The organism is Streptomyces europaeiscabiei, from assembly GCF_001550375.1.
Lineage (GTDB): Bacteria > Actinomycetota > Actinomycetes > Streptomycetales > Streptomycetaceae > Streptomyces > Streptomyces europaeiscabiei.
The window spans coordinates 1-6,504 of the sequence record NZ_LRTR01000694.1; the positions used below are offsets into that span (position 1 = coordinate 1).

Annotated in this window: 4 protein-coding genes; all 4 read left to right on the forward strand. The window is 73.9% G+C overall.

Annotation, left to right across the window (positions count from 1 at the left end; all coding sequences use genetic code 11):
- On the forward strand, positions 1-2,386 hold a 2,386-nt coding region (locus AWZ10_RS34715), incomplete at its 5' end, for a type I polyketide synthase (RefSeq protein ID WP_159058453.1).
- Between the two features lie 102 nt (positions 2,387-2,488).
- Positions 2,489-3,556: a glucose-1-phosphate thymidylyltransferase gene (locus tag AWZ10_RS34720; RefSeq protein WP_046709965.1), complete on the forward strand. Its 1,068-nt coding sequence runs from the start codon at positions 2,489-2,491 to the stop codon at positions 3,554-3,556.
- A gap of 5 nt (positions 3,557-3,561) precedes the next feature.
- Complete coding sequence (locus tag AWZ10_RS34725; protein WP_060892994.1) at positions 3,562-4,338, forward strand: futalosine hydrolase; 777 nt, start codon at positions 3,562-3,564, stop codon at positions 4,336-4,338.
- 296 nt (positions 4,339-4,634) lie between these two features.
- The coding region (locus tag AWZ10_RS34730) for a type I polyketide synthase (RefSeq protein ID WP_167366018.1) at positions 4,635-6,504 on the forward strand (1,870 nt) is incomplete at its 3' end.

Sequence of the window (6,504 nt, forward strand, 5' to 3'; positions counted from 1 at the left end):
GCCGCTGGGCGCCACGCCCGTCGACGTGACCGGCCTGTACGAGCGCATCGCCGAGGGCGGCTTCGCCTACGGCCCGGCCTTCCGCGGCCTGCGCGCGGCCTGGCGCGACGGCGACACCGTCTACGCGGAGATCGCCCCCGAGGACGGCGAACACCTCCAGGGCACCGACCGCTTCCGCGTGCACCCCGCCCTGCTGGACGCGGCCCTGCACACGGTGGCTCTCGCCGCCGCCGACGACACCGGCACGGTCGTCCCGTTCACCTTCTCGGACGTCACCGTGCACAGCGCCGGATCCACCGCCCTGCGTGTCCGTCTCGTCCCGGCAGCCGAGGAGCACACCTACCGGGTGACCCTCCTCGACGGAGCCGGAATCCCGGTCGCCGACATCGACACCCTCGCCCTGCGCCCCGTCGACACCAGCACGCTGCCGACCGCCCCCGGCCGTGGGGCACTGCACCGGATCCGCTGGACACCCGTCGCCCTCGGCGCTCCCCCCGCCGGACCACGCCACCTCGTCGGCAGCGCCGTCGCGCCCGCCGCACCGCCACTCGCGGACGCCGTCCACCACGCCGACGCCGCCGCGCTCCTGACAGCCGTGGCCGACACGGCCGTACCCGCGACCGTCCTCGCCGCGCTGCCCGACACCGGCGAGGACACCGATCTCACCGTCGCCGCCCGGCACACCTCCCACCACGCCCTCGGCCTGGTCACGGACTGGCTCGCCCACGACGGCCTCGCCGGCTCCCGGCTGGTGGTGCTCACCCGGCACGCCGTCAGCACCTCACCCGACGACGCGCCGCGCACCGACCCCGCCCAGGCGGCCGTCTGGGGCCTGATCCGCGCGGCACGCGCCGAGAACCCCGGCCGCTTCGCCCTCGTCGACCACGACGGCAGCGCGGCCTCGCTCGCCCTGCTGCCCGCCGTACTGGCCCTGGGCGACAGCGAGATCGCCCTGCGCGACGGCACCGCACTCACTTCCCGCCTCACCCGCACCGCCCCGGCGGACACACCCGTCGGCACCACGGCGGGCACACCCGGCGACGGCACCGTCCTGGTCACCGGGGCCGCTGGAGTCCTCGGCCGGCGGATCGCCCGCCACCTGGTCACCGTCCACGGCGTCCGTTCCCTGGTGCTGGCCGGACGACGCGGCGCCGCCGCCGACGGCATGACCGAACTCCACGAGGAACTCACCGGCCACGGCGCCCACGTGACCGTCGCGGCCTGTGATGTCGCCGACCGTGCCGCCCTGACCGCACTGCTCGAAGGCATCCCCGCCGACCGGCCGCTGACCGCGGTCGTCCACACAGCCGGCGTCCTGGACGACGGCATCGTGCAGTCCCTCACCCCCGAGCGCGTCGACACGGTACTGCGCGCCAAGGCCGACGCGACCGTGCTGCTGGAACAGCTCACCCGTGACACCGGCGCCGCACTCGTGCTGTTCTCCTCGCTCGCGGGGACACTCGGCGGCGTCGGCCAGGGCAACTACTCGGCGGCCAACGCCTTCCTCGACGCCTTCGCCGCCCGCTGCGCCGCGCACGGACGCCGCGTCCAGTCCCTCGCCTGGGGCCTGTGGGCCGAACGCAGCGGCATGACCGGCAAGCTCGGCGAGGCCGACCTGCGCCGCATCGCCCGCAGCGGACTGCGCCCCATGGACACCGCCGACGCGCTCGCCCTGCTCGACGCCGCACTGCGTTCCCCGGAGCCCTGGTACGCGCCAGCCGACCTCGACCCGGCCGCCCTGCGCGCCTCCGACGGGTCCGTGCCCGACCTGGTCCGCGACCTCGTCGGGGCCCGCACCGGACGCCCCGCCGCCCAGACGGCCGCCACACCCGCGGCGCCCGCCGAGGGTGAACTGCGCGCACGCCTCGGCGCACTCGCCCCGAACGCCCGGCACGACGCCGTCCTGGACGCCGTGCTCGCCCAGGCCGCCCTGGTCATCGGCCACGACAGCCCCGACTCCCTCGACCCCGAAGGAGGCTTCCTCGACAGCGGATTCAACTCGCTGACCGCCGTCGAGCTCCGCAACCGCATCGGCGCCCTCGCGGGCGTACGACTGCCCGCGACGCTCATGTTCGACCACCCCACGCCGCAGCGGCTCGCCGCGCATCTCCTGGAGCGCATCGCCCCCGCCGACCGGCCCGCCGCGTCCCCGGTGCTCGACCAGCTCGACGCCCTGGAGGCCCAGCTCAACGGATCAGCGGTGGACGCGGCTCTCCAGGACAGGCTCCGCAGCCGGCTGCACGGCCTGCTGGCCCGGCTGGACGGCGTCCCGGCGCCCACCGCGACCGCCGACACCGCGGGAACGCCGGCGGCAGGGGCGTCCGCCGACGAAGTCTCCGACGACGAGCTGCGCGCCTTCCTGGAGGGCGACCTCGACGAGGCCTGAACCGACAGGCCGGGCCGTCCGGGCCCTGACGCACCGTCAGGGCCCGGACGGCCACCACCTCCCACCCACCACCTCCCACCCACCCACCACCTGGATGGAACAGTGAAGGCTCTCGTGCTCGCGGGGGGATCCGGTACGCGACTGCGACCGATCACCCACACCTCCAGCAAACAGCTGGTCCCGGTCGCCAACAAACCGATCCTCTTCTACGGCCTCGAAGCCATCGCCGCCGCGGGCATCACCGACGTCGGCGTCATCGTCGGCAGCACCGCCCCGGAGATCCAGGCCGCCGTCGGCGACGGCTCCGCCTTCGGCCTGGACATCACCTACATCCAGCAGAGCGAACCTCTCGGGCTCGCCCACGCCGTCCTCGTCGCCGAACCTTTCCTCGGCGACGACGACTTCGTCATGTACCTCGGCGACAACTTCGTCCTCGACGGCATCAGCGACGTCGTCGACGAGTTCCGCAAGGACCCGCCCGACGCACAGGTCCTCCTCACCCGCGTCAGTGACCCGACGGCGTTCGGTGTCGCGGTCATCGACGACCAGGGCAACGTCGTCGACCTAGAGGAGAAGCCCCGCGAACCGCGCAGCGACCTCGCCGTCGCCGGCGTGTACCTCTTCACGACCGCCGTCCACGAGGCCGTCCGGGCCATCCGACCCTCCCCCCGGGGCGAACTCGAGATCACCGACGCCCTCCAGTGGATGATCGACCAGGGCATGACCGTGCGCTCCACGGTCATCACCGGCTACTGGAAGGACACCGGCAACGTCACCGACATGCTGGAGGTCAACCGCACCCTCCTGGAGCGCCTCCAGCCCCGCGTCGACGGCTTCGTGGACGCGGAGAGCGAGATCATCGGACGCGTCCGGATCGAGGCCGGCGCCGAGGTCCACCGCTCCCGCATCGTCGGCCCCGTGATCATCGGCGCCGGGAGCATCGTCACCGACTCCTACATCGGTCCCTCCACGTCGGTCGCGGAGCAGTGCCACATCTCCCACAGCGAGATCGAGTACTCCATCGTGCTGCGAGAGTCGTCCTTCGACCGCATCCGCCGTGTGGCCGCATCCCTCGTCGGACGCAATGTCAAGGTCACCCTGGCACCCCGGCTGCCCGCCACCCACCGCCTCGTCATCGGCGACCACGGGCAGGTCCAGATCTCCTCATGAACCCGATCCGCCTGCTCGTCGTCACCGCCGTCGACGCCGAACGCGACGCCGTCGCGCGCGGCCTCGGCCCCACCGCGCCGGTCCGCTGCCCCGGTCTGCCGGGCCGCGAGATGATCAGGATCAACCACCCCTCGGGCAGCACCGGCCAAGGTGTCGCCTGCGGACCGTCGCCCGTCCGGCACCAGCCGTTGAGCGCGGACCTGGTGGCCGGGGGAGTGGGCCCGGCCGCCGCGTCGGCCGCCACCGACGCGGCTCTCACCGCGGCGGCCGTCCACCGGGACCCGTACCACCTCGTCATCTCCGCAGGCATCGCGGGCGGGTTCGCGCCCGTCGCCGCCCCGGGCTCCGTCGTCGTCGCCGACCGCGTCATCGCCGCCGATCTGGGCTGCGAGACCCCCGACGGGTTCCTGTCCGCCGACAGCCTCGGATTCGGCGTCTGCGAGCACCCGTGCGCGCCGCATCTGGCCGCAGCCGTCGCCCGTGCCCTCGGCGCCGTCCACGCACCCGTGCTGACCGTCTCCACCGTCACGGGCACCGCGGAACGCGCGCACGCCCTGCGCCGGCGCCACGCCGCCGCCGCCGAGGCGATGGAGGGCTTCGGCGTCGCCGAGGCCGCCGCCGTCCACGGCGTACCGCTGCTGGAGATCCGCACCATCTCCAACGCGGTCGGCCCCCGTGACCGCGCGGCCTGGCGCGTTCCCGAGGCCCTCGCCGCCCTCCGGGACGCCTTCGCCGCCCTGACCACCCTGCTCTCCCGCGGCGCCCCGCCCCCGTACACCTGAGCCCGCCAGAGGCCCGGACCTCCGTGCGCGCGATACGGCCGTCCGGGTACCGCCCGACTCCCGTCGCCTCCCGGTCACCGCTCCTGCCTGCGTGAACGGCGACCGAGCAGGATTTCCAAGGGTTTCCCCAGAGAACCCCGCCGGGGGCCGAAAAAGGATCGCGGCCCGGGTCATGCTGTCCCCACCGCACGAGGAGCACACCGCCGGCCGGGCCGCCACCGGGCGCCCGGCCGCTGCACACGGCCCCGCGCGGACACCCGTCCCATCACCGAAACCGCACACCATGGGGGCAGTCCATGACGAAGGAAGCGCAGCTTCGGGACTACCTCAAGCGGGTCACCCTCGATCTCCACAACACCCGCCGCAAGCTGAGGCAGTTGGAGACCCGCGAGCAGGAGCCCGTCGCCATCGTCGGCATGAGCTGCCGTCTGCCCGGCGATGTGCGCACCCCCGACGAGTTCTGGGACCTGCTGGTCTCCGGGACCGACGCGGTGACGGACTGGCCCGCCGACCGCGGCTGGCCCTCGGCACCAGGGACACCGGCCGGCACCGGGGGCGGGCGCCACCGCGGCGGTTTCGTGCACGACGCGGACCGCTTCGACCCCGCCTTCTTCGGGATCTCCCCGCGTGAGGCCCTCGCCATGGACCCCCAGCAGCGCCTGCTGCTCGAAGTGGTCTGGGAGGCCTTCGAACGCGCCGGTATCGACCCCCTCACGCTGCGCGGCAGCCGCTCCGGCGTCTTCGTCGGATGCAGCGACCAGGGCTACACCTCCGGCCTGCGCGAGGTGCCCGACGACGTCCGGGGCCACCTGCTCACCGGCAACTCCATGTCCGTCCTCTCCGGCCGCGTCGCCTACGCCCTCGGCCTGGAGGGCCCGGCCGTCACCGTCGACACCGCCTGCTCCTCCTCCCTCGTCGCCCTGCACCTGGCCGCCCAGTCGCTGCGCTCCGGCGAGTGCTCCCTCGCGGTCGTCGGCGGCGTCACCGTCATGTCCAGCCCCGGCGCCTTCATCGAGTTCGACCGGCAGGGCGGCCTCGCCGGCGACGGCCGCTGCAAGGCGTTCGCCGACGACGCCGACGGCACCGGCTGGTCCGAGGGCGCCGGAACGATCGTCGTCGAGCGGCTCTCCGACGCCCGCCGCAACGGCCACCGGGTACTCGCCGTCCTGCGCGGCAGCGCCGTCAACCAGGACGGTGCCTCCAACGGACTCACCGCCCCCAACGGGCAGTCCCAGCAACGCGTCATTCTCGCCGCGCTCGCCAACGCCTCACTCGCCCCGCAGGACGTGGACGCCGTCGAGGCGCACGGTACCGGCACCAGCCTCGGTGACCCCATCGAGGCCCAGGCGCTCCTCGCCACCTACGGTCAGGGCCGTCCCGACGACCGGCCGTTGCTGCTCGGCTCCGCCAAGTCCAACATCGGCCACACCCAGGCCGCCGCGGGCGTCGTCGGCGTCATCAAGTCCGTCCTCGCCCTGCGCCACGGCGTCCTGCCGTCCACCCTGCACGCCGAACGCCCCTCCACCCACGTCGACTGGAGTGCCGGTCACGTCCGGCTGCTCACCGAGGCCGTCGACTGGCCCGGCTCCGACCACCCGCGCCGCGTCGGCGTCTCGGCCTTCGGTGTCTCCGGCACCAACGCCCACGCCATCATCGAACAGGCCCCCGAACCCAGCGGTGACGAGCCCGCCCCGGATGAGGCGCCGCGTGCTGCCCTCCCCGTGCTGCCGTGGCTCCTGTCCGCCCGCGACGAGGACTCCCTGCGGGCCCAGGCACACCGCCTGACCGCCCACGTGACCGAACACCCGGACACCGACCCCTACGACCTGGCCGCCTCCCTGGCCACCACCCGCACCGCCCACCCCCACCGCGCTGCCCTTCTCGGCGCCGACCGTGCCGAACTCGTCGCCGCGCTGGCCGCGTTGGCGGATGGCGACTTCCCCGCCCAGGTCACCACCGGTACCGCGGGTGAGGGCCGGACGGCGTTCTTGTTCTCGGGTCAGGGGGCTCAGCGTCCGGGGATGGGCCGGGAGTTGTATGACGCGTTCCCTGTCTTCGCGGATGCTTTCGATGCGGTGTGTGCGTATGTCGGCTCCGGGTTGCGGGATGTCGTCTTCGGTGGGGATGGCGAGCGGTTGGGTCGTACGCAGTGGACGCAGCCGGCGT